General features: G+C 66.5%; 25 protein-coding genes. 9 read left to right on the forward strand and 16 right to left on the reverse strand.

The window, feature by feature from the left end; translation table 11 throughout:
- Nucleotides 1-3: 3 nt before the first annotated feature.
- The 4 genes from ASF98_RS11505 to ASF98_RS11520 all read right to left on the reverse strand — a co-directional run bounded on the left by ASF98_RS11505 (nt 4) and on the right by ASF98_RS11520 (nt 5,615).
- On the reverse strand, nt 4-1,011 hold the full coding sequence (locus ASF98_RS11505) for an oligopeptide/dipeptide ABC transporter ATP-binding protein (protein WP_055801683.1): 1,008 nt from the start codon (nt 1,009-1,011) through the stop codon (nt 4-6).
- Entirely contained in the window at nt 1,008-3,035 is a 2,028-nt protein-coding gene (locus ASF98_RS11510; RefSeq protein WP_055801685.1) for a dipeptide/oligopeptide/nickel ABC transporter permease/ATP-binding protein, read from the reverse strand. The genes ASF98_RS11505 and ASF98_RS11510 overlap by 4 nt, the downstream gene beginning before the upstream one ends.
- Nucleotides 3,032-3,985 carry an ABC transporter permease gene (locus ASF98_RS11515; protein WP_055801689.1) on the reverse strand — a complete coding sequence of 318 codons (954 nt, stop codon included), beginning with the start codon at nt 3,983-3,985 and terminating at the stop codon, nt 3,032-3,034. The genes ASF98_RS11510 and ASF98_RS11515 overlap by 4 nt, the downstream gene beginning before the upstream one ends.
- A gap of 76 nt (nt 3,986-4,061) precedes the next feature.
- Entirely contained in the window at nt 4,062-5,615 is a 1,554-nt protein-coding gene (locus ASF98_RS11520; protein WP_055801690.1) for an ABC transporter substrate-binding protein, read from the reverse strand.
- A 290-nt stretch (nt 5,616-5,905) separates the two neighbouring features.
- On the opposite strand from ASF98_RS11520, the gene ASF98_RS11525 reads away from it, so the two are divergent.
- Complete coding sequence (locus ASF98_RS11525) at nt 5,906-7,159, forward strand: glycoside hydrolase family 1 protein (protein WP_055801695.1); 1,254 nt, start codon at nt 5,906-5,908, stop codon at nt 7,157-7,159.
- Nucleotides 7,160-7,295: 136 nt separating this feature from the next.
- On the forward strand, nt 7,296-8,165 hold the full coding sequence (locus ASF98_RS11530; RefSeq protein WP_055801697.1) for an IclR family transcriptional regulator: 870 nt from the start codon (nt 7,296-7,298) through the stop codon (nt 8,163-8,165).
- A 197-nt stretch (nt 8,166-8,362) separates the two neighbouring features.
- Here ASF98_RS11530 and ASF98_RS11535 read toward each other — a convergent pair whose 3' ends face one another.
- Both ASF98_RS11535 and ASF98_RS11540 read right to left on the reverse strand, forming a co-directional pair.
- Nucleotides 8,363-9,856 (reverse strand): FAD-dependent oxidoreductase, encoded by a 1,494-nt coding sequence (locus ASF98_RS11535; RefSeq protein WP_055801700.1) that lies wholly within the window; start codon nt 9,854-9,856, stop codon nt 8,363-8,365.
- 74 nt (nt 9,857-9,930) lie between these two features.
- Nucleotides 9,931-10,515, reverse strand: coding sequence for an HhH-GPD-type base excision DNA repair protein (locus ASF98_RS11540; RefSeq protein ID WP_055801702.1), 585 nt, complete (start codon nt 10,513-10,515; stop codon nt 9,931-9,933).
- A 146-nt stretch (nt 10,516-10,661) separates the two neighbouring features.
- Between ASF98_RS11540 and ASF98_RS11545 the strand changes: the two genes are divergently transcribed.
- Nucleotides 10,662-11,468, forward strand: coding sequence for an MBL fold metallo-hydrolase (locus tag ASF98_RS11545; RefSeq protein ID WP_055801705.1), 807 nt, complete (start codon nt 10,662-10,664; stop codon nt 11,466-11,468).
- Between the two features lie 5 nt (nt 11,469-11,473).
- Here the strand turns inward: ASF98_RS11545 and ASF98_RS11550 are convergent, their stop codons facing one another.
- The 10 genes from ASF98_RS11550 to ASF98_RS11595 all read right to left on the reverse strand — a co-directional run bounded on the left by ASF98_RS11550 (nt 11,474) and on the right by ASF98_RS11595 (nt 19,244).
- Nucleotides 11,474-12,526: a HoxN/HupN/NixA family nickel/cobalt transporter gene (locus tag ASF98_RS11550; protein WP_055801708.1), complete on the reverse strand. Its 1,053-nt coding sequence runs from the start codon at nt 12,524-12,526 to the stop codon at nt 11,474-11,476.
- A complete protein-coding gene (locus ASF98_RS11555; RefSeq protein WP_055801710.1) occupies nt 12,526-13,356 on the reverse strand; it encodes an urease accessory protein UreD in 831 nt (276 codons plus the stop codon). Before ASF98_RS11555 ends, ASF98_RS11550 begins: the two co-directional genes overlap by 1 nt.
- A gap of 83 nt (nt 13,357-13,439) precedes the next feature.
- Nucleotides 13,440-14,057, reverse strand: a complete 618-nt coding sequence (gene ureG / locus ASF98_RS11560; RefSeq protein ID WP_055801713.1) for an urease accessory protein UreG — start codon at nt 14,055-14,057, stop codon at nt 13,440-13,442.
- A 12-nt stretch (nt 14,058-14,069) separates the two neighbouring features.
- Nucleotides 14,070-14,771, reverse strand: coding sequence for an urease accessory protein UreF (locus ASF98_RS11565; protein WP_055801718.1), 702 nt, complete (start codon nt 14,769-14,771; stop codon nt 14,070-14,072).
- Nucleotides 14,752-15,237 carry an urease accessory protein UreE gene (gene ureE, locus ASF98_RS11570; RefSeq protein WP_055801720.1) on the reverse strand — a complete coding sequence of 162 codons (486 nt, stop codon included), beginning with the start codon at nt 15,235-15,237 and terminating at the stop codon, nt 14,752-14,754. The genes ASF98_RS11565 and ureE overlap by 20 nt, the downstream gene beginning before the upstream one ends.
- A gap of 23 nt (nt 15,238-15,260) precedes the next feature.
- Entirely contained in the window at nt 15,261-17,006 is a 1,746-nt protein-coding gene (ureC, locus tag ASF98_RS11575; RefSeq protein ID WP_055801723.1) for an urease subunit alpha, read from the reverse strand.
- The gene (locus tag ASF98_RS11580) at nt 17,003-17,347 is read right to left on the reverse strand and encodes an urease subunit beta (RefSeq protein ID WP_055801725.1); all 345 of its coding nucleotides are present in this window, start codon (nt 17,345-17,347) and stop codon (nt 17,003-17,005) included. Before ASF98_RS11580 ends, ureC begins: the two co-directional genes overlap by 4 nt.
- Before the next feature lie 10 nt (nt 17,348-17,357).
- Nucleotides 17,358-17,660 (reverse strand): urease subunit gamma, encoded by a 303-nt coding sequence (locus ASF98_RS11585; protein ID WP_011690112.1) that lies wholly within the window; start codon nt 17,658-17,660, stop codon nt 17,358-17,360.
- A gap of 112 nt (nt 17,661-17,772) precedes the next feature.
- A complete protein-coding gene (locus ASF98_RS11590) occupies nt 17,773-18,075 on the reverse strand; it encodes a DUF4193 domain-containing protein (protein ID WP_028270561.1) in 303 nt (100 codons plus the stop codon).
- 131 nt (nt 18,076-18,206) lie between these two features.
- Nucleotides 18,207-19,244: a LacI family DNA-binding transcriptional regulator gene (locus ASF98_RS11595; protein WP_055801728.1), complete on the reverse strand. Its 1,038-nt coding sequence runs from the start codon at nt 19,242-19,244 to the stop codon at nt 18,207-18,209.
- 236 nt (nt 19,245-19,480) lie between these two features.
- Between ASF98_RS11595 and ASF98_RS11600 the strand changes: the two genes are divergently transcribed.
- From ASF98_RS11600 to ASF98_RS11625, 6 genes are all read left to right on the forward strand, one after another.
- Nucleotides 19,481-20,806, forward strand: a complete 1,326-nt coding sequence (locus tag ASF98_RS11600; RefSeq protein ID WP_055801730.1) for an extracellular solute-binding protein — start codon at nt 19,481-19,483, stop codon at nt 20,804-20,806.
- A 98-nt stretch (nt 20,807-20,904) separates the two neighbouring features.
- A complete protein-coding gene (locus ASF98_RS11605; RefSeq protein WP_051628832.1) occupies nt 20,905-21,750 on the forward strand; it encodes a carbohydrate ABC transporter permease in 846 nt (281 codons plus the stop codon).
- A 2-nt stretch (nt 21,751-21,752) separates the two neighbouring features.
- The gene (locus tag ASF98_RS11610) at nt 21,753-22,646 is read left to right on the forward strand and encodes a carbohydrate ABC transporter permease (RefSeq protein ID WP_055801733.1); all 894 of its coding nucleotides are present in this window, start codon (nt 21,753-21,755) and stop codon (nt 22,644-22,646) included.
- A 20-nt stretch (nt 22,647-22,666) separates the two neighbouring features.
- Nucleotides 22,667-23,902, forward strand: coding sequence for a Gfo/Idh/MocA family protein (locus ASF98_RS11615; protein ID WP_055801735.1), 1,236 nt, complete (start codon nt 22,667-22,669; stop codon nt 23,900-23,902).
- Nucleotides 23,899-24,597: a ThuA domain-containing protein gene (locus ASF98_RS11620; RefSeq protein ID WP_055801738.1), complete on the forward strand. Its 699-nt coding sequence runs from the start codon at nt 23,899-23,901 to the stop codon at nt 24,595-24,597. The genes ASF98_RS11615 and ASF98_RS11620 overlap by 4 nt, the downstream gene beginning before the upstream one ends.
- The gene (locus ASF98_RS11625) at nt 24,582-25,712 is read left to right on the forward strand and encodes a Gfo/Idh/MocA family protein (protein WP_200939357.1); all 1,131 of its coding nucleotides are present in this window, start codon (nt 24,582-24,584) and stop codon (nt 25,710-25,712) included. Before ASF98_RS11620 ends, ASF98_RS11625 begins: the two co-directional genes overlap by 16 nt.
- Nucleotides 25,713-25,834: the final 122 nt, after the last annotated feature.

Here is a 25,834-nt window from a genome sequence, read left to right on the forward strand (position 1 = left end):
CTTTCAGGCGTAATGGCAGGCGACGTCGGATGCACCGACGCGGCGGAGCGCGGGCCGTTCGGAGGTGCACAGCTCCGTTGCCAGCGGGCAGCGTTGGCTGAAGGGACATCCGCCCGGCGACGCCGACACCGCGGCGGCAGTGCGAACCCCAAGGGCCTCGCGGACAGCCCGCCGGTGGGCCTGTTCGGCAGGTCTCGGCACGGGGGAAGCAGCCACTAGGGCCTGCGTAAACGGGTGCTTGGGAGCCTCCGTCACGGCAGCCGCAGGGCCGCTCTCCATCACCTGGCCGCGGTAGAGGACCACCACCCGCTGGGCGAGGAACTGGACCACCGAAATGTCGTGGGCGATGAACAGGTAGCTCAGGCCGAGTTCGTCCCGGAGGTCTGCCAGCAGGTTGAGCACCTGGGCCTGGGTGGAAAGGTCCAGGGCGCTGACCGCTTCGTCGCAGACCACCAGCCGGGGGTCGCAGATCAGGGCCCGCGCCACCGCGATGCGCTGGCGCTGGCCGCCGGAGAACTGGCTGGGATAGCGGTCCACTGCTTCGCGGGGCAGCCCCACGCGTTCCAGCATGGCCTCGGCCTTTTCCCGGGCTTCAGCCGCGGTGACTCCGCGGAGGCGGAGCGGCTCCGCCAGCGAAGCCCCGATGGTCTGGCGCGGATTCAGCGAGGAATTGGGGTCCTGGAAGACCGCCCGCAGTTCTCCGCCCAGGGCGCGGCGCTCTGCAGCTCCCGCGCGCGTGACGTCCTTGCCCTGGAAGGTGATGGTGCCGCCGGCACTCTTCTGAAGGCCGAGAATGGCCTTGCCGATGGTGGACTTTCCGGAACCGGACTCCCCTACCAGGCCCACGGTCTCGCCGGGGAGGATGCTGAAACTCACCCCGTCCACTGCTGCCGGCAGGGCCGCAGCTTTCCGCCCGCGACCGTAGCGGACCACCAGCTCCTTGACTTCCAGCATGGGCTGCTCCGGCGCAACTGCCGCCGTGTCCTGCCGTTCCACCGTCTTGATGCTCATGCCAGGTCCCTTTCAACGATTTTCAGTACTCGGTGGGTGGGCACTTCGGTGGCAAGCCATTCCAGGCCTTCCACGGCCAGTTCGTCGGCCTTGACGCAGCGGACCAGCCCCTCCTCGGAGCCGGAGGCCAGCAGCGGCACCGGGGCGGCGCACGCCGATCCGGCGAACTGGCAGCGGGCCGCAAAGCGGCAGCCGGTGGGCCAGTCCTTGGGCTGGGGGACCTGGCCGCTGATGGTGGCCAGCCGGTCAGGCATGTCAGCAGCGGAGTTGGCGTGCGGATCCGCGGCAAGGAGGGCCAGCGTGTAGGGGTGCCGGGGGTTGTCCAGGATGTTGGCGGTCCGGCCGCTTTCCACCACCTGGCCGGCGTACATGACGGCGACGTTGTCGCAGATGTCCGCCACGACGCCGAGGTCATGCGTCACCATCACCACCGACATGCCGGTGTCCTTCACCAGCGAGCGGAGCAGGGAAAGGATTTCCGCCTGGACCGTGACATCCAGCGCGGTGGTGGGCTCATCGGCCACCAGCAGCCGGGGCCGTCCAGAGAGGGCCAGTGCGATGGCCACGCGCTGGGCCATGCCGCCGCTGATCTGGTGCGGGTAGGTCTTGAGGATGCGTTCAGCGTCCACGATGCCCACCTTTTCCAGCAGGGTGCGGGCTTCCTTCCGGGCGTCCGCCTTGCCCATTTTCCGGAGGCGCCGGATGGCGGAGGTGAGCTGGTAACCCACGGTGAACATGGGGTCCAGGGCCCGCATGGGTTCCTGCGAGATCAGTGCGATGTCACGGCCGCGGATGGCTTCCATCTCCCGGTCGGTGGCGGCAGCCAGGTTCTTGCCGTTCCAGAGGATCTGGCCGCCCGTTGCGGCCACCCCGGAGGGCAGCAGGCCGAGCAGCGACAGCGCGGTCATGGTCTTGCCGCACCCGGATTCCCCCACGAGCCCCAGGACGGTTCCCTGTTCGACGTCGAACGAGACGTCCGTGACCAGGCGAGGACCGCCGTCGACCCCTACTGAAAGTCCGCGGACGCTGAGCTGTCCGTTCGCGGGTGCGGCGTCAGAGTCGGCAACCGGATTAGCGGAGGGAGTAGTGGCGGCGCCAACGGCGGCTACGGCACGAGCCCGCTGGCGGCGGGCTGCCGCCGACGGCAGGTGGGAGGCAGTGGTGTTGGGCGCCTTGCCCAGGGCGTTGCCGATGGCGTTGGCGGCCAGGACCGTCAGGGCCAGCACGGCGCCGGTGGGGACCATCAGCCACGGGGCATCGTAGACGTGCTGCGAGGCGCCCTGGATCATGCCGCCCCAGCTGGGCTGCGGAATGGGCGGGCCGAAACCGATGAACGCCAGGCCCGCCTGGATGAGCATGCCGACGGCGAAAATGAGGGCGGACTGCACCACGATGGTGTTCGTCAGGCCGGGCAGGACGTGCCGGAGGCTGATGCCCAGCGTGCTGACGCCGTCAACCTTGGCGGCGTCCACGTAGAGCTGGGACTGCAGGGACTTCGCCTGGCCGAGGATCACGCGGTAGATTCCGGCGGAGATGAGGATACCCAGGATCGCCATGATCAGCGGAATATTGGTCCCCGCCGCGCCGATGACGGCCAGGATGATCACCGTGCCGGGCAGGGACATCATGATTTCGGTGACGCGGCTGATGACCGCTTCGACGCGTTCGCCAGCGGCGGCCGCCAGCATGGCTAGGACCGTTCCAAGCCCGACGCCGACAATCACCGTGATCAGTGAGGTTCCCAGGGTGCCTGCGGCGGCAGCGAAAATGCGGCTGAGGAGGTCCCGGCCGAGTTCGTCGGTACCGAGCCAGTGGGCCGCGGTGGGGCCGGACAGGACTGCGGTGAAGTCTTGGTCTTCCGTTTTGTACGGCAGCCACCACTGGGCAGTCAGCGATGCGGCCACCAGGGCCGCCAGCCAGATAACGCCCGCCACGCCGCCCGGAGAAGCGAAGAGGCGGTGGGCGGAAAACCGGGCCAGGGCGTTCTTGCGCTGGTGCGGGGCGGGGGCGACGGAGGGGATCATGAGGCACGCAACTTCGGATCGAGGAACTTGGTGGCGAGTTCCAGCACCAGGTTCACGGCCACCACTACAACCGTGGCGATGACCACCACGCCCTGCACGGACGGGGCATCGTGGGTGCTGACGGAGTTCTGGACTGCCTGGCCCAGGCCCGGCATGGCGAACAGTTGCTCCGCGATGACGGAGCCCCCGAACAGTCCGATGAACTGCAGGGCGATGCCGGCCACGATGGGGAGGCTGGCGTAGCGGAGGGCGTGGATGTAGAGGATCTTCCACGTAGGCGTGGCAGTGGCGCGGAGCGTACGGATGTGTTCCTGCTGCAACGCCTCAAGCATGGAAGCTCGGGTCTGGCGGGCGATGAACGCCGCACCGCCCACGGCCAGGGTGATCACCGGCAGCGCCAGGGACATGGCCCAATCCCGGGGCGAGGCTTCGAAGGGAACGTAGCCGGTGGCGGGAAAGACCGAGGACTGGACGGCGAAGAGGTACACAAAGATGATGCCGATCCAGAAGGCGGGCAGAGCCACAAGCAGCCCGACAAAGCCTCCAATGGCCTGATCCAGGAAGCCGCCGCGCACAGCGGCGGTCACGCCGAGGAGGATGCCCAGCAGAGCGCTCAGGACAGTCGCGCCTGCCGCGAGCGACGCGGTCACCGGGAGCCTGTTGGCCAGGTCAGCGGACACGGAGCGGCCATCGATGAGGGAGACACCGAGATTGCCCTGGACCGCGTCACCCAGCCAGCGGAAGAACTGGACCAGAAGCGGATCGTTCCACCCAAGACGCCGGTTCACCTCATCAATCGCATCCTGGGAAGCTCCGGCCCCGAGCGAAACCGCTCCGGGACTGCCGGGCATTGCGTGCACCAGCAGGAATGCCAGCACCGCGACCACCAGCACGGTGGCGAGCGCCATCAGCAGGCGCTTGGTAATGAATAGTGCCATGGTGACCTCCATCGGTCAGGATCTGCCGGGGTGCCCTCCGTTGCGCGGCGGCCACCCCGGCAGAGCCGGTAATCGGCAGGTTCGGGTGTTAGCTGGCCGGTGCGTAGGACGAGAGCAGCGGGTACGCGTTGGTGCCGGCGAACTCCACCTGCTTGATTTTCTTGGTGTTATAGCCCTGGTTAGTCAGTGCTTCATAGAGCGGGATCATCCAGCCGGATTCCACCAACCGGGTGTTCAGTTTGGTCAGCGCAGCCTTGCTCGCGGCATCATCCTTCGCGGCCGCAGCCTCGCCGGTGGCGGCACTCAGCTGGTCGTCGGTGGCCTTCTGCACATTCGTGAATCCGTTGAGGATCGCTCCGTACATCACGCCCACCGGGTTGTCCCAGTTCAGCGGTGCGTAGCCGAGCGGAGTGGTTGCCACCGCGGCAAACGCTTCATCCGTGGAGGCGGCCATCTTAACGTTCATGGTGATTCCGACGGCGGCAAGGTCCTTCTGGACTGCCTGCAGGTCCGTCTGGGTCTGGGCGCTGGCGATGATGGTGAATTCGAACCCGTTCGCAAAGCCGGCTTCGGCCAGCAGGCTCTTGGCCTTCGCCGGATCGTAGGCGAACGCGGTCTCCAGGTCCTGGCTGAAACCTGCGGAATCCTTGGGCAGGGCATTCCACGCGGGGATATCACCCTTGTGCAGGGCATCCACCAGGGCCTTGCGGTTGATGGCGTGCTGGATGGCCTGGCGCACCTTTTCGCTGGCGAAGGCCGGGGCGGTCTTGCCGGTCTTGTCGAAGGAAATCATGGTGTTGACCGTGCCGCCGATCTGGGACACCCCAGCACCCTTGGATTTCGCGAAGTCCACGGTAGATGAGGTCAGCATGGCGACGTCGGCCTGGCCGGAGACGAGGGCGTTGGCACGGGCCTGGGGATCCTGGATGACGCTGAAGGTGACCTTGGTGAAGGCATATTTCGACGCGTCCGGGCTCTTGTCGTTCTTTACCAGCACGTACTTGTTGCCCTTCACCGTGGAGGGATCCAAGGTGTAGGGACCGGAGCCGTCCGGGGTTGCGGCCAGGCTCGCGGTGTCGGTGACGCCGGTCTTGCCAACGATCATGCCGGTGGTGGAGGCCAGGTTCTTCTCGAACCCTGGCTGGGCCTTCGCGAACGTGAGGGAGACCTGCGTGGGGCTAACGACGTCAACGGAAGTGATCTCCTGGGCGCCGCCCTTGGCGACTGCGGAGTATGCGCTCAGCGCGGGGTCGGACCGGCGGTCCAGGTTTGCCTTGACCAGGTCGGCGTCGAGCTTTGACCCGTCGGTGAACGTCACGCCGTCCTTGAGCGTCAGTGTCAGGACGGTGTTGTCTGCGTTGTAGCTGAACTCCTTGGCCAGTCCCGGTCCTGCGGAGCCGTCCGGCTGGAGGGTCATCAGGCTGTCGTAGAGGCCCTCGAAGAACTGCCGCTGGGCCGCTGAAACACGGAGCGGATCAAATCCGAACGATGCAGAGTCGCTATCGATGGCGAGCGTCAGGGTGCTGGTGTCCGCCTTGGCAGTTGCCTGGCTCGAGCCGCCGCAGGCGGTCAACGATCCCAGGAGGAGCGCTCCCGCCAGAACGGCGGAGCTCCCTCGTACGGTGGAGTTCAGAAGTTTCATGTAGTGCGCCTTTGCATTCTGATGTGACAACGGAGGAAGCAGTTATGGGGGCCAGGCAGGTGGCCGGCTCCCCTCAAGCATCAGCGCGCGCTGTTTGATGGAGACACGAGGATTTCATTGGTTGAAATACTTCTGTGGCGGGCGTCACGACAGGCGCCCGGAAGGCCGGCAGCACCGGCGAGGAGTCTTTCAACCAATGAAATCAACTGCCCCTGGCCCGGCATTGAGCGCCGAGGATGGACAGTCAGCCCCCTGCACAGTCGCTTGGGGCTCGCATCGAAAGGAACCAGATGACCGACTCTTTTGCCTTCCCGCAGGATTTCCTCTGGGGCGTCGCCACCGCAGCCCACCAGGTCGAAGGAAACAACGTCAACAGCGACTGCTGGTTCCTGGAGAGGCTCCCCGGAACGATCTTCGCCGAGCCGTCCGGGGACGCCGTCGACCACTACCACCGGTACCGCGAGGACATCGCCCTGATCGCCGGCCTGGGGTTCACCAGCTACCGTTTCTCGCTGGAGTGGGCACGCATCGAGCCCGAGGAAGGCCACTTCTCCGTGGCGGAACTCAACCATTACCGCCGCATGCTGGAAGCCTGCCATGAGCACGGACTCACCCCGGTGGTCACGTTCCACCACTTCACCTCGCCCCTGTGGCTGCTGGCGGCCGGCGGCTGGGAGGACGCCCGCACCCCCGAACTTTTCGCCCGCTACTGCGACCGCGCCATGCGGCACCTGGGCGATCTCATCGGCGTCGCCTGCACCCTCAACGAACCCAACCTGCCGTGGCTGCTCAAGGAACTCGGCCTGGGCGGCGAGGCCCCGGAGCGCCGGGCAGACGTGCCGCTGTGGGCGGCAGCCGCGGACCGGCTCGGCATCGACGCAAGCCGCGTGGCGCCCTTCCAGTTCACGGTGTCTGAGGCCGGCTTCGACATCAAGCTCGCGGCCCACCGTGCGGGCACGGCAGCCATCAAGTCGATCCGGCCGGAACTCCCGGTCGGGTGGACCCTGGCCAACACAGACATCCAGGCAGCCGAAGGAGGCCAGGACCGGGCGGACAGGATCCGCCGCGACGTCAACGAACGGTTCCTCCTGGCATCCCGCGGAGACGACTTCGTGGGAATCCAGACGTACGGCCGGACGGTGTTCGGGCCGGACGGCGTCATGCCCGCCCCCGAGGGTGCCGAGACCAACCAGATGGGCGAGGAAATCTACCCCGAGGCCCTGGAAGCGACCATCCGCGAGGCGGCCCGCGTCGCAGGCATCCCGGTCATCGTCACGGAGAACGGCCTCGCCACCGACGACGACTCCCAGCGGCTCGCGTACCTCCGCACTGCTGTAGCCGGCGTGGAGTCCTGCCTGGCCGACGGCATCGACGTCCGCGGCTACATCGCCTGGACGGCCTTCGACAACTTCGAGTGGATCTTTGGCTACGGTCCGAAATTTGGCCTCATCGCGGTGGACCGGGCCACACAGGAACGGACGCCAAAGGAGAGCGCCCGGTTCCTCGGCAGCCTGGCCCGAACCAGCGTCGCGCAGTCCGTCTGAACCGCGTCCGCCTGAAACGGCGCAGGTGACGCCCCACCCGATGAGTGCGGAGACCATGAAGCACCGGCTGGGAGTTTCATTGGATGAAACACTATTGTGGTGGGGGTCACTGGCGACGAAGAAGGAACGGTGTGAGATGACAGCAGTCCCGGACAGGAATCCGGACCTCGCCGGGCAGGCTCTCCCCTCTGCTGAGGTCCCGGCTCCCGCCCGCGGCAAGCGGCCGAAGCAGGGCGAACCGGTCATTGACCGGGCCCTCAGCCTCCTCGCGGTCTTCACTGACCGGCGTCGTGCATTGACGCTTTCCGAAATGGCCAGGTACGCGGACATGCCGGCGCCAACGGCGCTGCGGCTCATCGCCCGGCTGGTGGCATGGGGTGCGCTGGAAAGGCTCGACGACGGGCGGTACGTGGTGGGCGTGCGGCTCTGGGAAGTCGCGTCATTGTCGCCCCGCGGCCACGGCGTGCGGGAGATTGCGTTGCCCTATCTTGAGGACCTCTTCGAAGTGACGCGCCACCACGTTTTGCTTGCAGTACGCGACGGGAACGAGGCGGTGCTCATCGAGCGGCTGTCCTCGAAGGAGGCCACGGAGGTGGCTTACCGGGTGGGCGGCAGGGCGCCGCTCCGATCCACGGCCGTCGGCCTGGTTCTTCTCGCCGGCGCGGACACGGCCTTCCAGGACGCTGTGATCCGGCAGCCCGCTGACGTGGAGGCCGGCGTGGACGCCATGCCGGAGGGCCAGCTCCGACGCACCCTGTCGGACGTGCGCCGCACGGGCGTGGCCATGATCAGGAGGTCGGCGCCGTCCCGGACCGTGTCCGTGGCCTCGCCCATTTTCGACGCCCAGGGGGCCGTTGCCGCCGCACTTTCCATCGTTGTTCCCGACGGCGCCACTCCCCCGAACGTGCTGGCGCCGGCAGTCCAGGCCACGGCCAGGGCGGTCTCCCGAAACCTCGGGTTCAAGGCAGAGGCCAGCGCCGGCGTGCGGCATCTGGCCCAGGCGTGACCCTCAGGTGCTGCGCCCGTCCGTCCACGAACGTGGCCAGAACCCGGGCGGCAGCCAGGACATCCGGCTTCGACTTCGGCCTGGACGTGATCATCGGCGGACTCCGCAGGGCAACGCCGGGGCAACACCGTGGGGCAACGCCGTCGGAGGGCGCGTTCAAGGGCTGGTTCCGCGGCTACGGGTCCGTCGGGCCGGGCTCAGCTCAGGTCGGCCGGGGCCGGGCTGGCCGCGAGGTTCCGGGTGGCGGGTCCCTGGATCACGGTGCCGTCGGTGCTGAACCGGGAGCCGTGGCACGGGCAGTCCCACGTCACCTCGGCCGCGTTGAACTCGACGGTGCAGCCCAGGTGCGTGCAAACGGCCGAAACGGCGCTGACGGCGCCCGCAGGACTGACGTAGACGGCAGTCTTTGCACCCTCCACGTCCACGACCCTTCCTTGACCTGGAGCGATCCCGGACGGTACAGCCGGTGCCTTCGGGGGAGTTACCTTCGGCTGCACGGCGCCTTGTGCGCGGACGGCCCTGGTGCTGTCGAACAAAGCCGCCCACGGGTTGGTACGGCCGCAGAGAAGGTCCCGGAGGATCAGTGCGGCCGCGGTTCCGTTGGTCAGCCCCCATTTGCGCAGTCCGGTGATCACGTGGACATGCCGGAAGTCCGGCGACAGGCGCCCGACGTACGGCAGCCCGTCGGCGGGCATGGCGTCCTGGGTGGACCAGCGGAAGGCGATCTCTCCGGCGCCGAGACGGTCCCGCGCAAAGGCGGCGAGCCTGCCGAAGCGTTGGGCAGAGTCAACCTGCTCCGAGGCGGGGTGCCCTTCGCCGCCGGCCAGAACATAACTGACGCCGTCGACGTCGGTTGTCAGGATGGAGCGCATCGGCTCGTCCACACTGACGAAAGTGGAATCCAAAGGGGCCGCGCCGCTGCGGGCAGCAACGATGTACGAGCGGTGCGCATAGCATCGCTCGGCGAAGAATCCGTTGTCCCCGAACGGCATATTAGTGGCGACAATGATTTCCTTGGCACGGACCGAGCCCCGCTCCGTGTCGACGACGGCCGGCGTTCCGTCCCGGAAACCCGTCGCGGGTGAGTCCTCGAAGACGAAGCTGCCGTCCCCGTCCACTGCCCGGGCCAAGCCCTGCACGTACCTGAGTGCGTGGATTTGCGCCTGATTATCGAAGCGGACCCCGCCCATGACCGCGAACGTCAGCGGCACATCCGTGGTGAAGGACGCGGGAAGGCCCAGCCTGCCGGCGAGCGCCGCTTCTTTCCGGACCAGGGCGAGGGCATCCTCCGATTCCGCGTAGGTGTAGTTGGAGACCCGCCGGAAGCCGCAGTCGATTCGCTCCGCGCCCACCGTTCCGGCCACGTGTTCAATCGCGGCTTCGTTGGCTTGCCCGTAAAGGCCGGCCGCCTCGGTGCCGTGACGGCCAGCAAGTTCGGTGTACGCCAGCCGGTGCAGGGACGTGACCTTGCCGGTGGTGTTCCCGGTGACTCCGGTGCCCACCCGGGCCGCTTCGAGCACGGCCACCGTCTGGCCCGCCTGCTTCAGGGCCAGCGCAGCGGTGAGGCCCGCGATCCCGCCACCGATCACGGCCACATCGACGTCAATGACCTCATCGAGGGCGTCGTATCTCGTGGATGCACTCGTGGCCGCCCAGAGGGAGGCGAACTTACCTGCAGGCTGCTCACTCACGGTCCCCGCCTCTCACGTAGCTGACTTCCCCACTAGTAGCCTTCCCGGCCTGGAGCCTTACGGCGCCGTGGCCGTCAGTCCCCGGCGGACTTCGCAGCCTTGGCGGCGGCCTTGGCCGCCTGCTTGCTGGCGCGCACCTTGGTCAGCGACTCCGGATCCACGATGTCGGCCACGGACAGGTACGAGTCCTGCTCGCCGTAGTGTCCGGCAGCCTCGCGCCAGCCTTTTGCCTGGAGTCCGCACTGCTTCCCCAACAGCGCCAGGAAGATCTTTGCCTTCTGCTCGCCGAATCCCGGCAGGGCCATCAGCCGGCGCAGCACCTCCTGGCCGTCGGGATCGCCCTGCGTCCAGATGGCCGTGGCGTCCCCGTTCCAGTCCTGGTGCACCGTTTCCGCGAGTGCCTGGACACGCCCGGCCATGGACCCGGGGAACCGGTGGACGGCGGGGCGTTCCTTGAACATCTCGACGAAGTCCTGGGGGTTGTACCCGGCGATCGCCGCAGGGTCGATGGAGCCGATGCGCGTCCGGATCTTTTCAGGACCGGCAAATGCCGATTCCATGGTCACCTGCTGGTCGAGCAGCATGCCGGTGAGCAGCGCAAACGCGTCGTCGCTGAGTAGTTTGTCCGCCGCGGGGTCCCCTGTGATGTGCAGTTCCATGCGTCCTATCCTCCCACCCGGTCCTGCCCGCGTCATCGGTCAAACAGCCCCGGTCTCCGAAGACGATCCAGGGTGCTTGTCATCGACTACGGCCAGGTAATACCGTCCCAAGCAAGCGGTTGCAAACCACAAGCGGAAGGCATTTCATGCTGAAGCAAGTCGCTGCGGGCGTCCTCGTTCAGGAGAGCGGGTTCATCCAGAGCAATTCCGTTGTCGTGCAGGGCCGGGACGGCGTGTTGCTCATCGACCCCGGTATAACAGGCGACGAAATGGCGGCCCTCGCGAACGACCTTCGCGAGTTGGGCCAGCCCGTCGCGGCAGGCTTCTCGACGCATCCTCATTGGGACCACGTGCTCTGGCACGCGAACTTCGGCGGCGCGCCCCGTTACGGTACAGCCCGCTGCGCGGCCTCCATCCAGGACCTGCTGTCGCACGCGGATTGGGAGGCCCGCGTAGCCGAGGGGCTACCGCCGGAGTACGCCGACGCGATCCCGATGGATATGCTCGGTCTCATCACCGGTCTGCCCGCCGAAGCTGCGCAAATTCCTTGGGACGGCCCCAAAGTCCGCATCATCGAGCATCGGGCCCACGCCCCGGGCCATGCGGCGCTGCTGATCGAGGAGAGCCGCGTCCTCGTCGCCGGTGACATGCTTTCTGACACCCTGATGCCGTTCCTCGACCTGGAGGCCGCGAATCCCGTCGAGGACTACCTTGCAGCGCTGCGTCTGCTCGAGAGCGTGGCCGACGACGTTGATGCCGTCATCCCCGGTCACGGCTCAGTCGGCGGAGCCGGGCAGCTGCGAGCACGAATCGAACAGGACCGCGCCTATATTCAGGACCTGCGGGGCGGTATTACCGACGACCCGCGGGTCGGTCCATCGGCCCCGTTGGATTGGCTGCCCGACGTGCATCGATGGCAACTACAGCGGCTCGCCCAGAGAGGGCAGGACTAGACGCCCTAGGCGGCTAGGGACCGGCCCTTCAACCGCCCCCGCCACGCGGCAACGCACCACACAGCCAGCAGCACCGCCACGAGCAACAGGCCGGCCTCACCCAGGTCCACCGCGCCCAGCCAGGTGGTAAGGGGATCCTCCAGGCCAAAGGCCGCATTGAAGAATCCGCCCAGGGTGATGGCCGAAATGAACAGGGCGGACACGGCGGAGATACCGGTGACCAGGGCGTTGAAACCGAGCTTCCGCTGCGGATGGTGGATGGCTGACCGGTACATGCGCATCATGGCCACACCATTGACCGTGTCGCACAGCGTCATGGCAGCCGTGAAGGCCAGCGGCAGCGCCAGCAGGGCCAGCGGGGAGACCCCGGCGAGGGACGCCGCCGTCGTCATCACCAAAAGCCCGATGGTGGTGGCGGTATCGAAGCCCAGCCCGAACAGGAAGCCGATCACGTAGATGTTCCGCGGCCGCTGCACCCTGGACAGCGGTTTGGCCAGCAGCCGTGCCACGAATCCCTGGGCCTCAAGGTCTCCGTCCCGCTGCTCTCCGCCGCCCTGCACGTTCCGGTACGCCCGCGCGGCCCGCAGGAACGCCGAGCCGTTGAACAGGCCCATGGCCAGCAGGAACAGCCCGGAGACGCCGCTGCCGATCAGCCCCAGGACCAGGTTTCCGGTGGTGCCGTCCTCCATGAACTGGCCCACCATCGCGGCGCCGCACACCACCAGGACTCCGGCCAGGATCACCACCGAGCTGTGGCCCAGGCTGAAGGCGAACCCCACACTCACCGGATCCTTGTGCTGGGCCACGAACTTCCGCGTCGAATTGTCGATCGCGGCGATATGGTCCCAGTCGTAGCTGTGCTTGATGCCCGCCAGGTAGGCGGTGAGAACCAGTCCGAGCGCCAGCGGTTGCGCGGCACCCGCCGAACTGACAAGCAACAGGACGACGGCGGCAAGATGCAAAGCGGCCACCGCACCCAGTGCGAACAGCAGTCGGGTCCGGAGCGGCAGTTGCTCCCGCTCCCGGTACATCGCGGCGAACTCGCTGAGCGTGGTCATCAGTACTTCCTCAGGTTTAGGGGTGACTGCCCGTACCAGCGTTCACGCAGCAGGGCAGTGCAGGTGCCCAGCAGCCGGTTGAGTTCCTCCGTGGAGTTGGACAGCGACCGCAGCACCAGGCCGGTGGTCCCGCCCACGCACGCGGTCAGGGACACCCCGGTATAGGCGTCGTGCCCGGCAGTGAGCGCGTGAAACTCGTCGGCGAGCGCCTGGTCCACCCGGGCGTCCACCACCACCAGCGAGCCCAGGTGGCTGAAGCCTTCCATGAATCCCATGCCGGTGACGTCGTTGAGGGGCGGCCGGATCAGCAGGTTGTCGAGCGCCAGCATTGTGGTGCCGGCCGGTGTCTCCACGTTGATCTCGTTGCGGAGCCGCAGTTCCTCGTACCGGAACGATGCCCCGTCCGGCGACCATCCCGGCGTCACCACTTCAGCCATGACCAGGCTCGACGTCGGCCGCACGGTGATGTGCGTGTTCTGCCGGTAGCTGGCCTCGCGGTATGCGATCAGCTGGTCCGGGGCCAGCTCCAGCTGTGCCCCTTCCCCCAGCCGAAGGGTCATGCGCTGCTCGGCGAACGACCCCGGGGTCCGGTAGATCTTCGTGGCGGACTGCGTGGTCAGCAGCAGCTTGGCCCCGTCACCCACCTCCACGTCGATGACGTAGAGGTCGGCCCCCAGATACGCCCCGCCAGGGTTGACCATGACGTAGCAGACCTGCCCCGAGTCATCGAGATAGTGCGGCCGCAAGATCCGCAAGGCGCCCCGATGGTATTGATGCGCGGCCACGGACCGTCCACCCCGCACGGCGACGACGAGCTCGAGCTCCCCCATCGGGGTTTCGACGGGCTCAACCGACGGGTTCGGTGATTGAGCCTGTCGGAATCCCGAAGCCGCCGGCCCCAGGCCAACAGCCGTCATTGGGCCAGGTCGAGCATCAGGACGTCGCGCCGCACCCATTCGATGACTGCATCGAGGCCTTCGTCCGTCTTCAGGTTCGTGAAGCAGAACGGCTTCTCGCCCCTGAACTCCTTGGAGTCCCGTTCCATCACGGACAAGTCCGCACCGACGTGCGGGGCGAGGTCCGTCTTGTTGATGATGAAGAGGTCGGACTTGATCATGCCCTGGCCGGCCTTGCGCGGGATCTTCTCGCCCTGCGCAACATCGATGATGTAGATCGAAAAATCGACGAGCTCCGGGCTGAACGTGGCCGACAGGTTGTCGCCGCCGGACTCCACGAAGATGACCTGCAGGTCCGGGTGGCGCTTCTTAAGTTCTTCGATGGCCGCGGTGTTCATCGACGTGTCCTCGCGGATGGCTGTGTGCGGGCAGCCGCCGGTTTCGACTCCGATGATCCGGTCCTCGGGCAGGACGCCGTTGGCGGCCAGGATCTTGGCGTCCTCGATCGTGTAGATGTCGTTGGTGATGGCGGCCATGGAGATCTCGCGGCTCATGTGGCGGGTGAGCCGCTCCACGAGCTGGGTCTTGCCGGCGCCGACCGGTCCGCCGATGCCGATCTTGATGGGTTCAGTCATGGTGTCCTCCTGCTAGCTCATGAACATACGGGCGCGTTGACGCTCGTGCCGCATCTGCGAAATTTCCAGTCCGGGGCTGACGGCCCCGAAGTCGTCCGGCGTCAGGCGCCCCACCCGCCCGACGGCGGCAGCAACGTCGTCGGACGCTTTCCGCAGCAGGCGCTGGCCGGCGTTCTGCCCCAGCGGAATGGCGCGGACGGCGTTCTGGGTCAGTGAGGTGACGGCAGCGAAAAGGTAGGCGGCGATCGCTTCGGTGCGCGGCACGCCCAGGGAACGGGCGACGACGGCGAACGCCAGCGGCTGATGGCCGGCGGCCCGGCCGGTGGTCACCAGACTGCGGTACTCTGCCAGCTGGCCTGACGGGAAGACCTCGGAACCGATCTCCAGGAGCCGGGTGCCCATCTTGGTGCTCGCCTCCCGCAGCTGCCGCGGCAGGAGCTGTGCAGTCAGCAGCGCATCCAGCTCAGCAACGGGAACGCCGTCATAGAGGAACCTGATGGCCAGGCCGTCGGAGTACGTGAGCTGCTGTTCGATAAATGCGGACAGCCACACCCCGAAGGACGCCTCATCGTGGACCAGGCCGCGCTCAATGTAGGTCTCGAAGCCGAGCGAGTGCGCAAACGCCCCGGTGGGCAGGGCGGAGTCGGTCAGCTGCTGCAGGGCGAGCTGATAGCCGCCGGCCACGGCCACCGCGTCAGTGCGAGTGTTCGGCATGGCGGAAGGGGACGGGCATCACGCGTTCCTGGCGGTCGTAGGGCACTCCGACGTGCTTGAGGTAGTCCTCCACGGTGTGGTCGTACTGGCACACCATCACCTCTGCCGCGTACTCGGAGGCGGCGTCGAAGAACTGGGCCTGCAGGTGCCGGTTGCCGAGCGAGTGCGCCACCACGCCCATTTCGTGGATGGTCCGGGGAGCCACCACCAGGACGTCGGTGGGAAGCACGGACACCACGATCATGTTGGTTTCGGCCACGTGCAGGATGTCGCCGTCGCGGAGGTCCCCGGAACCGGACGGCAGCCGGATGCCGAGCTCCTTGCCGTGGTCCGTGGTGACGCGCTGGATCCGCTTGACCAGCTGGGTGCTGGGCAGCACCACCTTCTCCCGGTGCAGCCCGGCGAAGGCCGCGGTTTCAGCGGCAGGGAGGTCGTGCAGGTTGCCGAGGATCTTTTCGATAATCACGGGGTGCTCCGGTGTTCGGGAGGTTAGAAGAGGAAGTAGCGCTGGGCCATGGGCAGCACGTCCGCCGGTTCGCAGGTCACGTCCTCGCCGTCCACCGTCACCTGGTACGTTTCCGGGTCCACCTGGATGTCCGGCGTGGCGTCGTTGAACTTGAGGTCTGCCTTGGACAGCGTGCGGATCCCCGAGACCGGCCGGATCACCTTCTGCAGGCCCAGCTCCGCCGGCACCCCGGCGTCGATGGCGGCCTGGGACAGGAAGGTGATGGAGGACTGCTGCACGGCTTTGCCGAATGCGGCGAACATCGGGCGCATCGTCCGCGGCTGCGGGGTGGGGATGGAGGCGTTGGCGTCGCCCATCAGCGCATAGGCGATCTGCCCGCCCTTGAGCACCAGCTCCGGTTTGACCCCAAAGAACGCGGGATCCCAGAGCACCAGGTCAGCGAACTTGCCTTCCTCGACGGAGCCGATGGAGTCGGCCATGCCCTGGGCGATGGCGGCGTTGATGGTGTACTTCGCCACGTAGCGCTTGAGCCGGAAGTTGTCGCTGTCCGAACCGGAGCCGTTGGGAGCGCCATGAGCACCGCCGGCAGGGTCCTTCAGGACGCCGCGCTGCTTCTTCATCTTGTCCGCCACCTGCCAGGTGCGGGTGATGACCTCACCCACCCGGCCCATGGCCTGGGAGTCGGAGGAGGTGATGGCGAAGATGCCCATGTCCTGCAGGACGTCCTCGGCGGCGATGGTTTCTGCGCGGATGCGGGAATCGGCGAACGCCACGTCTTCCGGGATGTCCGGGTTGAGGTGGTGGCACACCATCAGCATGTCCAGGTGCTCTTCGATGGTGTTGCGCGTGTACGGCAGGGTGGGGTTGGTGGAGGCGGGCAGGACGTTCGGGAGCCCGGCGATCTTGATGATGTCCGGGGCGTGGCCGCCGCCGGCTCCCTCGGTGTGGAAGGTGTGGATCACCCGGCCGCCGATGGCCCGGATGGTGTCCTCCACGAAGCCGCACTCGTTGAGGGTGTCGGTGTGGATGGCCACCTGGACGTCGTATTCGTCCGCCACTTTCAGGGAGTTGTCGATGGACGAGGTGGTGGATCCCCAGTCCTCGTGGACCTTGAGCCCGATGGCACCGGCCCGGATCTGCTCGGCCAGCGGTTCGATGGCGGAGGCGTGCCCCTTGCCGAAGAGGCCGATGTTGATGGGCATTCCTTCGGCGGCCTGGAGCATCCGCTGGATGTGCCATTTCCCTGGGGTGACGGTGGTGGCCTTGGTGCCTTCGGCCGGGCCGGTTCCGCCGCCCACCATGGTGGTCACGCCGCTGGCGAGGGCAGTAGGCACCTGGTCCGGGGAGATGAAATGGATGTGCGTGTCCACGCCGCCGGCCGTGAGGATCTTCCGCTCTCCGGCGATAATTTCGGTGCTGGCGCCGATGACGATGTCCACGCCGTCGGCGATCTGCGGGTTGCCCGCCTTGCCGATCTTGAAGATGTAGCCGTCCCTGAGAGCGACGTCGGCCTTGTAGATGCCGGTGTAGTCCAGGATGACGGCGTTGGTGATGACTGTGTCCGGGACGTCTTCTTCCCGGGTCACCTGGCCGTTCTGGCCCATGCCGTCGCGGATCACCTTGCCGCCGCCGAAGACCACTTCCTCGCCGTACACGGTGAGGTCTTTTTCGATCTCCAGGAAAAGTTCAGTGTCCGCTAGGCGGATGGCGTCGCCCGTCGTAGGGCCGTACAGGTCCGCGTACTGCCTGCGGGTCAGTTCGAAGCTCACTTGGCGTCCCCCTTTCCTGCTTCGGGATCAGCGGTGGCCAGCTTGCCGTTCACTGCATTGCTGAGGCCGTACACCTCGCGGCTGCCGGCCAGTCTGATCAGCCGGACGGTCTTGCTGTCCCCCGGCTCAAACCTGGCCGCAGTGCCGGCCGGGATGTCCAACCGCCGGCCGTAGGCGGCCAGGCGGTCAAACTCAAGGGCGGCATTCGCTTCGGCGAAGTGGTAGTGCGAGCCCACCTGCACGGGCCGGTCACCGGTGTTAACCACGACGACGTCCACCGCCTCGCGTCCGGCGTTCACCACTACGGGCCCTGAACCGAGAACGTACTCACCTGGAATCATCGCCTGCCCCTTAGCGGATCGGATCGTGGACGGTGACGAGCTTGGTGCCGTCCGGAAATGTGGCCTCGATCTGGACGTCATGGATCATTTCCGGCACGCCCTCCATCACGTCGTCGCGGGTCAGCAGCGTGGTGCCGTAACTCATGAGGTCAGCGACCGTGCGGCCGTCCCGGGCACCCTCGATCAGTTCGTAACTGATGATCGCCACGGATTCCGGAAAGTTCAGCTTCAGGCCGCGGGCCTGGCGGCGCCGGGCAAGGTCGGCGGCGACCACGATCATGAGCTTTTCCTGCTCACGGGGCATCAGGTGCATCGGAATCCCTTCAACGTACTGCTTTGTGACAACAGTAGGCCGGTCACGTTTCCGTGAGATTTCAGGGGCCCGTCTCCCGGTTCAGGGGCAGCGGGAGACGGCGTGGCGGCCCTTAGCCTTCGCAATCAACGCAATACGCGTGACCGTTCTTTTCGCGTGCAATCTGGGACCGGTGCCGGACCAGGAAGCAGGAGTAGCAGGTGAATTCATCCTGCGCCTGGGGGATGACCTGGACCACCAGTTCCTCGGCGACGAACTCCCCGCCGGGGACCATGCCGTCGTCCAGTGCGTCGGTCTCATCCAGTTCCCGGACAACGCTTCGCGCGTCGGGTGCGTTGGCGGACTGGAGCGCCTCCAGGGAGTTCTCCTGGGATTCCTTGACGTCGGATCGTACTTCGTCGTAATCGGTTGCCACTTTGGGTGTTTCTCTTTTCTGATGTTCTTGCCCTGACGGGAATGCAACCTACACCATCGCACCCTTATTCCCGATACACCACAACGAACTAAGTCGAAGTGGTGTAATGTTCGGCACGCTGCGGGAAGAAATCAGCCGGCGGGCGCTGCCGTGGAGTCCCTGACCACCAGCTGGGTGGCCAGTTCAACATGGGTTGACTCCAGTGCTTCCCCGTTGGCCAGCCGCAGGATGGACCGGAGCGCCGTGCGCCCCATCTCCTGCAGCGGCTGGGCCACGGATGTCAGTCGTGGCACGGATTGTTCAGTGATGTCGGTCCCGTCGAAGCCCACCAGGCTCAGGTCCCCGGGGACGCCGATCCCCTGCGCGCGGGCTTCGTCCAGGACGCCCAGGGCTATCGCGTCGTTGCCGGCAAATATGGCGGTGGGCCTGTCCGCAAGGGCGAACAGGCGGCGTGCACCGGCGACGCCGAAGTAGCGCTGGAACTGGCCGGACACAATGTAGTCCGGATTGGCCGGAATGTTGTTGGCACGCAGGGCCGCCAGGTAGCCGTGGAGCCGGGCAACGCTGCATTCCGCGGCTTCCGGGCCGCCCAGGAAGGCAATTTTCGTGTGGCCCAGGGCGATCAGGTGCTCTGCGGCTTCCTTGCCGCCAGCCCAGTTGGTGGCGCCGACGCTGACAAAGCCGGAACGGGGTGGATTAAGCGGGTCGATCACCACTACCGGAATGTTCCGGCGCCGGAAGGATTCCAGCTGGACGGGAGTGATTTCGGAGGTCACCAGGATGAGGCCTTTGCGGCCGGCGTCGAAAAGCCGCTGGGACCACTGCTCATGGTCCGTGTTCTTGAGTTTGTCCGGAGTCACGCTGCTCAGGACCACCTCCACGCCTTCCTCCGCGGCGCAGGCCACGATCCCGGACATCACTTCCAGGGAGTACGAACTGTCCAGCCCGTCAAAGACCAGGTCGACGAGGACAGGGCCGGCGGACCTGGCCCTGCGCTGCATCGGCGACTCGTAGCCAAGCTTCACGAGGGCCTTCTGGACGCGGACACGCGTTGCCTCGGCAACGTCGTCGCGGCCGTTGATGACCTTGGAAACGGTGGGAGCGGACACCCCGGCCAGCGCCGCGACGTCGGCCAGGTTCAGCTTGGCCTTCGGTGTCTTTGCAGGCATCAAAGCAACTTTCTCGAAAAATTTCGGTAGCAGAAGTCTGCACCAGCCGTGGCATGGCCGTCAATATTTGGGCAACAACCCTTGACGCTGAGGCGTAAACGGCGCTAACTTCTATCTCAGTCAACGAATTAGTTGCGAAATATTTCGAAAGCCTCTGTTCATTGCTGGTACCGCCCGCCCCGGGCGGCACCGCCACCAGCGCCGCAATGCCGCGGCTCTTTTCAATGGAGATCAGAATGGAATCACGTCTTTCCTCACGCAGGTCATTCCTTGCCCTTGCAGCCCTCACTCCCCTGGCCGCCTGGACGGTGACCGCCTGCGGCACCGCCGGCCCCGGCACGGCACCGGCAGGCGGCGCCACGTTCTGGTCCCTGACCGGAGAACCCAACGAGTCCATCCGGAAAAAGAGCCTGGATGCTTTCAACGCAGCCAACCCGGATTCCAAGATCGTCGCCACCGTTTTCCAGAACGATGCCTACAAGACCAAGATCAAAACGGCCATCGGCGCGGGCCAGGCGCCCACCATCATCTACGGCTGGGGCGGCGGAACGCTGAAGACCTATGCGCAGGCGGGCCAGGTGGAAGACCTCACCGGCTGGTTCGACGCCAATCCCGACGTCAAGGCCAAGCTGTTCCCGTCCTCCTTCGGCGCGGCCACCGTTGACGGAAAAATCTACGCCGTGCCCACGCAGACCGTGGCGCCGATTGTCTTCTACTACAACAAGGAACTCTTCGCGAAGGCCAACGCCCAGCCGCCCAAGACCTGGGACGAGCTGATGGCTTTGACCAAGACCTTCAATGACATGGGCGTGGCCCCGTTGTCGCTCGGCGGCCAGTCGCGCTGGACGTCCATGATGTGGCTGGAATACCTGCTGGACCGGATCGGCGGCCCGGAAGTCTTCCAGGCGATCTTCGACGGCAAGGCCAAGGCCTGGTCCGATCCGGCAGTGCTGGAAACCTGTGCCAAGATCCAGGAACTGGTGTCCGCCAACGGCTTCATCAAGGGCTTCTCCTCCATCACGGCGGACAGCAACGCGGACCAGGCACTCCTGTTCACCGGCAAGGCAGCCATGATGCTGCACGGGGCCTGGACCTATGGAGGCATGAAGCACGACGGCGGCACGTTCGTGAAGGACGGAAAGCTCGGCTGGTTCGACTTCCCCGCCGTCAGCGGCGGCAAGGGTGATCCGCTGAACACCGTGGGCAACCCCGCCCAGTACCTGTCCATCTCCGCCAAGGCCAGCGACGCTGAAAAGGACGCCGCCAAGAAGTTCTTCAAGGACGGCCTGCTGACCACGGACGAGATCACCGCATACATTTCCTCCGGTGCAGTGCCCATCGTGCAGGGCATCGAGGACAAGCTCGCCTCCAGCGAGGACAAGGACTTCCTGAAGTACGTGTACACGCTGAGCAAGAACGCGCCCAGCCTGCAGCAGTCCTGGGACCAGGCCCTGAGCCCCACCGCCGCCGAGGCGCTGCTGAGCAACATCGACCAGCTGTTCCTCAAGTCCATCACCCCGGCGCAGTTCGCCGAAAACATGAATGCGACGCTTGGGAAATGAGCGCCGGAGCACTCACTGCCCGCGAGCCGGCGGAGCAGCAACTTGCCGAGCAACACAGCACCGCAGGCATTAAGGCCCGCCGCGGATCGCTGGGCTGGATGGTCCTGCCCGCCCTGCTGTTCTTCGCAGTCTTCGCCGTCCTTCCGCTCCTGGGCGTCGTTGCCCTGAGCTTCACCAACTGGGACGGCATCGGCGCGATCAGCGTGGCCGGGATGGACAACTGGCTCGCCGTCCTGTCCGATCCCGTGATGTACAACGCGGTGTGGCTGACGTTCGTGATCATGGTGGTGTCCTGGCTGGTGCAGACGCCCATCAGCCTGCTGCTGGGCACCTTCACGGCCGGCAGCCAGAAGTACCGGGCGGTGCTGGCGGTGCTCTACTTCCTGCCGCTGTTGCTCTCCTCCGCAGCCATTGCCATCGCCTACAAGGCGTTGCTGGACCCCAACTTCGGACTGGCGGAAGGCCTGGGCCTGCCGTTCCTGGCCCAGGACTGGCTGGGACAGCCGCAGCTGGTGCTGTTCCTGGTGATCTTCGTGATCGCCTGGCAGTTTGTCCCGTTCCACACCCTGATCTACCAGGGCGGTGTGCGGCAGATCCCCAAGTCGCTGTACGAGGCTGCCGAGATCGACGGCGCCGGCCGGGTCAAGCAGTTCTTCTACATCACCGTGCCGCAGCTGAAATACACCATCATTACCTCCTCCACCCTCATGGTGGTGGGATCGCTGACCTACTTCGACCTCATCTTCGTGCTCACCGCCGGCGGGCCGGGCAACTCCACCAGGATCCTCGCCCTGGACATGTACCTGACCGGATTCCGGGCCAACCTGATGGGGCCCGCCAGTGTCATCGCCGTCATCCTGGTGGTGGTGGGACTCGGCCTGGCCCTGCTGCTGCAGCGGCTGGGCGGCAAGAACGCCGGCGGCAGCCAGCTGGAAGGACTCTGACCATGAGCGCCACCCTCACCAAAGCAACGCCCGCGGCCCTGAAACCCGCGGAGCCGGCGCCCAACCGCGGTCTCGGCCGCCGGATCCGGAAGCTGAATCTTCCCGGCGGCCTGGCCGGCTGGATCTGGCTCGCCGTCATCATCATTCCGATCTATTACATCGTCATCACCAGCTTCAAGAGCCAGGCGGGATACTTCAGCGAAAACCCGCTGGCGCCGCCGACGAACCCCACGCTGGACAACTACCGGATGGTGCTGGAAGCCGACTTCGCGCGGTACTTCCTCAACAGCGCGCTGGTGACGGCGGGGGCCGTGCTGCCCACGGTGCTGTTTTCCTTCATGGCCGCGTTCGCGATTGTCCGAGGCCGCGGGAAGTTCCTGAAACTCGTCAACGGCCTGTTCCTGATGGGCCTGGCCATTCCGCTGCAGGCCACCATCATTCCGGTGTACCTGCTGATCATCCGGCTGAACCTCTACGACAGCCTGCTGGCCCTGATCCTGCCGTCCATCGCCTTCGGCATCCCGCTCACGGTGCTGATCCTGGCCAACTTCATCCGGGACGTACCGGACGAATTGTTCGAGTCCATGCGGCTGGACGGCTGCAACGAATGGCAGACCATGTGGCGGCTGGCACTGCCGCTGGTGAAGCCCGCGATCGTCACCGTAGCCATCTACAACGGCGGGGTATGGAACGGCTTCCTGCTTCCGCTGATCCTCACGCAGAGCCCTGAACTGCGCGTGCTTCCGCTAGCGCTCTGGACCTTCCAGGGCCAATACAGCGTGAACATCCCCGCTGTACTGGCCTCCGTGGTCCTCACCACCCTGCCCATCCTTGTCCTGTACATCGTGGGCCGCCGCCAGCTGCTGAGCGGCCTCACCGCCGGCTTCAGCAAATGACCTCAATGGAGAAATTGCACATGGGTACGCCCGAATCGCTTACGGCCACAGATGCCCAGCCGATCCGCATCGGCATGGTGGGCCACGCCTTTATGGGCGCCGCGCACTCGCACGCCTGGAGGACCGCGCCGAGATTTTTCGACCTTCCGCTGGTCCCCGAGCTGGGCGTGCTCGCCGGTAGGGACGCCGATCGGGTCACGGCTGCCGCCCGCCGCCTGGGCTGGGCCGGCACCGAAACGGACTGGCGGGCACTGGTGGAGCGGGACGACATCGACCTCGTGGACATCTGCACACCCGGCGACACCCACGCGGAGATAGCCATCGCCGCGCTGCGGGCGGGCAAGCACGTGCTGTGCGAGAAGCCGCTGGCCAACAGCGTTCCGGAGGCCGAGGAAATGGCGGAGGTTGCCGCCGAGGCCGCAACCCGCGGGGTTTTCGCCATGTGCGGTTACTCCTACCGCCGCACCCCCGCCCTGGCACTGGCCCGGAACATGGTCCGGGACGGCAAACTCGGAACCATCCGCCAAGTGCGCGCGCAGTACCTGCAGGACTGGTTGTCGGACGAGAACGCTCCGCTGACCTGGCGCATGGACAAAGCGAAATCGGGGTCCGGCGCCCTCGGCGACATCGGCGCACACAGCATCGACGCCGCCCAGTTCGTCACCGGCCAGGGCATCACGGGCGTCTCGGCCATCATGGAGACCTTCACCAAGGAACGTCCCGTGGGCGGCGACTTCGTGGGCCTCGGCGGCAGCGGCGCGGCGGGTGCCGACGTCGAACGCGGTCCGGTGACCGTGGACGATGCGGTGATCTTCAGTGCACGGTTCGACGGCGGCCCCATCGGCGTTTTCGAGGCAAGCCGGGCGGCGCTCGGCAGGAAGAACGCCATGCGCCTGGAGGTCAACGGCTCACGCGGGTCGATCGCCTTCGATTTCGAGGACATGAACTACCTGAACTACTACGACGGCGGCAGCGGCGCCGACCCGGATTCGCTCGGCTTCCGCCGCATTAACGTCACGGAGGCCCACCACCCCTACACCGGGAACTGGTGGCCCGTGGGACACGGGCTCGGCTACGAGCACGGCTTCACCCACCAGGTGGTGGACCTGCTGACGGCCATCGGGGCCGGAACCCAGCCCACGCCGTCGTTCTCCGATGCCCTTCAGGTGCAGCGGGTGCTGACGGCAGTGGAACACAGCGCAGGCATGGATTCCCGCTGGACCTCAGTGGACGGACGAGAAGGACAAAAACGATGACTGCTACAAGAAACGCCTTGGTGGTGCGCGGCGGCTGGGACGGACACCAGCCCGTCGAAGCCACGGATCTTTTCATCCCGTTCCTCAGCGAACAGGGCTTCACCGTCCGGGTGGAGGAGTCGACGGCGGTGTACGCGGACGCCGCGTACATGGCCGGGGTGGAACTGATCGTGCAGTGCAACACCATGACCACCATCGAAAAGGCCGAGTTCGAGGGGCTCCGCGCCGCGATCGAGGCGGGCACGGGAATGGCCGGCTGGCACGGCGGCATTGCCGATTCCTACCGGAACAATTCGGACTACCTGCACCTGATCGGCGGCCAGTTCGCCTGCCATCCGGTCAAAGACCACGGCGAGCTGCACGGGGATGCCACGGACAACTTCCGGACGTACACCGTCAACATGCTGCCGGCCGCGGCGGATCATCCGGTCACTGCGGGGATCGGCGATTTTGAGCTTTTCACCGAGCAGTACTGGGTGCTCTCGGACGACTACATCGACGTGCTGGCCACCACCACGCTGCCCGGCCGGGACAAGGACGCGTGGCACCGGGACGTGGTCTCGCCGGCGGTATGGACGCGTTCGTGGGGCGAAGGCCGGATCTTCGTGGCCACACCCGGGCACAGCGTGGAGATCCTCAAGGACAACAACGTCCGCACCATCATCGAAAGGGGCATGCTGTGGGCCAGCCGCTAGGAACCACCGACTTGGAGTCACCGCAGGAATCACCGCTGCGGATCGGCGTGGTGGGCTGCGGCAACATCATCGCCGCCTACCTGGCCACGTTTCCGCGGCTGACCACCGTCAAGCTGGTGGCGGTTGCGGACATCGATCCCTCCCGGGCGGAGGCCGTGGCGGCCGGGCAGCCGGGGGTGCGGGCGCTGGGCGTGGACCAGCTGCTCGCGGACCCGGAAGTTGACCTGGTCCTCAACCTGACCATCCCGGCAGCCCACGCGGACATCGCCCTGCGTGCCGTCACCGCCGGCAAGGCGGTCTACGGCGAAAAGCCCCTGGCTGCCACGACTGACGAGGCACGCAAGGTGCTGGAGGCAGCGGCGGCGGCGGGCGTCGTCGTCGGCTGCGCACCGGACACGGTTCTGGGAACCGGCATCCAGACCGCCCGCAAGGCGATCGACGACGGGCTGATCGGGGCGCCGATCTCGGCGACGGCCACGATGGTGACTCCCGGGCATGAGCGCTGGCATCCGCAGCCGGACTTCTACTACGTTCCCGGCGGCGGGCCGCTGCTGGACATGGGGCCCTACTACGTCTCGGCGCTGGTGACGCTGCTGGGTCCTGTGGTGTCCGTGATCGGGGCGGCGAGCCACACGCGCGGCACCCGGACCATCGGCACCGGACCGCGCGCCGGCGAGACCGTTCCGGTCAGCACGGACACCCATGTGACGGGGGTGCTGGTGCACGAATCCGGCGCGCTGTCCACGCTGGTGATGAGCTTCGACGCCGTGGCCACTCAATCGGCCAATCTGGAGATCCACGGCGAAACGGGGTCGCTGGTGGTGCCCGACCCCAACCATTTCGACGGCGACGTCAAGCTGCGGAGCCTGGGCGGCGAGGGGTGGGAGGTTCTTCCCGTCTCAGCCGGCTATGTTGGCTCCGCCCGCGGCTACGGCCTGCACGACCTCGCCCGGACTCCGGCCGGTACGGAGCCCCGGGCCGGCGGGGAGCTGGCCTTCCACGTGCTGGAGGTGATGGAATCCGTGCTGGAGTCAGCGGCCCTGGGGCAGTCGGTGAAAGTGGCCAGCCGGTGCGAACGGCCCGAGGCGGTGCCGCTGACCGACCTCGGCGGTTAGCGGCCCCGGCAGTTAGCAACCCCGGCGGTTGGCGGCTTCGGCGGTTAGCAGCCCCGGCGAGGCACCGGCGCATCCGCCAGCCGCCGTCGTACGTGCCAGGTGACCAGGGCGGCCGCCGCCAC

This window comes from Arthrobacter sp. Leaf337 (assembly GCF_001423745.1).
GTDB lineage: Bacteria > Actinomycetota > Actinomycetes > Actinomycetales > Micrococcaceae > Arthrobacter.